The sequence below is a fragment of the Streptosporangium sp. NPDC003464 genome, from assembly GCF_053588315.1.
In genome coordinates this window covers 1-1,611 of sequence record NZ_JBSFPS010000542.1, presented here as the reverse complement: position 1 = coordinate 1,611, position 1,611 = coordinate 1, and the positions used below count along the sequence as shown (strand labels likewise).

General features: G+C 74.2%; 1 protein-coding gene. It reads right to left on the bottom strand.

Annotated elements, in window-relative coordinates; all coding sequences use genetic code 11:
• Positions 1-1,403: HelD family protein (locus ACWDS7_RS48355; RefSeq protein ID WP_451934810.1), on the bottom strand; the 1,403-nt coding region annotated here is incomplete at its 3' end.
• Between the last annotated feature and the right edge of the window lie 208 nt (positions 1,404-1,611).

The window sequence follows — 1,611 nt, the reverse complement described above, 5'->3', positions numbered from 1 at the left end:
AGGAGCTCGGCGGCCTCGTCCAGCAGCGGGACGTCGCCGACCGTCCACGGCCTGCCGTACGGCCGCAGCAGGCTCGCCCGCTCGGCCCGCGACAGGCCGGGCGCGGCCGAGGCGAGCGCGTCGGCGTCGGCGAGCAGGTCGGCGATCAGGCGTTCGGGGGTGAGCCGCGGCCACAGCGCGTCCAGTGCCTCGCGCACGGACGGCTGCGCCCACAGGACCTTGCGGGCGTGGCGCAGGTCCTCCTCGTCCATCGGCCGGTCCAGCTGGGCGGCCTCGTCCAGGGCGAGCGCGCCGAGCATGGAGACGAGGAACAGCTTGCGGGCCACGTTGTGCGGGCGTCGGGCGGCCCTGGCCCGGTCCCGGGCGGCCTCGCAGGCGGTGTGGTCCACCCGCAGCGTCATCCGCTCGACCACGACCTCCACCCCGCTCCGCACCGAGGTCCGCAGCACGACCGGGACCTCCAGGCCGCCGTCGGGGACGCGCTGGCGGTCGCGGAGCGCCGTGGCGATCACCTCGGCCATCCGCAGGTCGCCCTTGACCACGGCGGTGGGCGGGTCGTCGGTCGCGGTGGCGCGCACACCGGGATACAGCTCGCCGACGGCCGACAGCACCACGTCGGTCTCGCCGAGGGAGGGCAGCACCTGGCCGATGTATCGGGAGAACAGCGTGTTGGGGCCCACCACCAGCACGCCCCGCCGCTCCAGGACGGCGCGGTGGGCGTACAGCAGGAAGGCGGCCCGGTGCAGCGCGGCGACGGTCTTGCCCGTGCCGGGACCGCCCTGGACCACCAGGGCACCCGGCAGGCCGGACCGGATCACCCGGTCCTGCTCGGTCTGTATGGTGGCCACGACCTCGTTCATCCGCCCGGTACGGCTGCGCCGCAGGGTGGCCATGAGCGCGGCCTCGCCGACCAGCGTGCGGCGGTCGCCGTCGCTGAGGCGCTCCAGGTCGAACACCTCGTCGTCGAGGTCGACCACGGTGCGGCCGTCGGTGTGCAGGTGGCGGCGGCGCACCAGCGTGCCGGGGTCGCCCGGGGTGGCGGTGTAGAAGGCGCGGGCGGCCGGGGCGCGCCAGTCGGTGAGGATGATGTCGTGATCGGCGTCGCGCAGGCCGATCCGGCCGATGTAGCAGGTCTCGCCGCCGGTGTCGTCGATCCTTCCGAAGCACAGGCCGCGCTCGACCCCGGACAGCCGGGCCAGGCGGCGGGCGTGCTCGCCGGCGGAGACCTCCCGCTCGACTCTGGCCTGGTGGAGCCCGCCGGACTCGCCGCGCGCGTATATCCGGCCGAGGTCGGCGCGGACCTGCTCCCTGACGACGTCAAGGCGGTCGTAGAGGGTGGTGACGTAGGACTGCTCGGCGCGCAGTGCTCCGGCGCGGCCGGAATCGTGTTGACGGGACTCCATCTCTTTGGTAGATTCCTGTCTAATGGGGGGTTTGTAAACTTTGTAGGCGATCGAGCATAGCGCTCTCGCCGCTCCCCGTCATTCCCTGTCCGGCCGCGCCCTCCAGCCGTCAGACGGCCATCGGCGATCCACCCGTCCCCTCCGTGCCGGTCGTCCCCCCCCCCCGGCCGGGCGGCGGGGACGCCGGCCGAACACGACGCCCTCACCG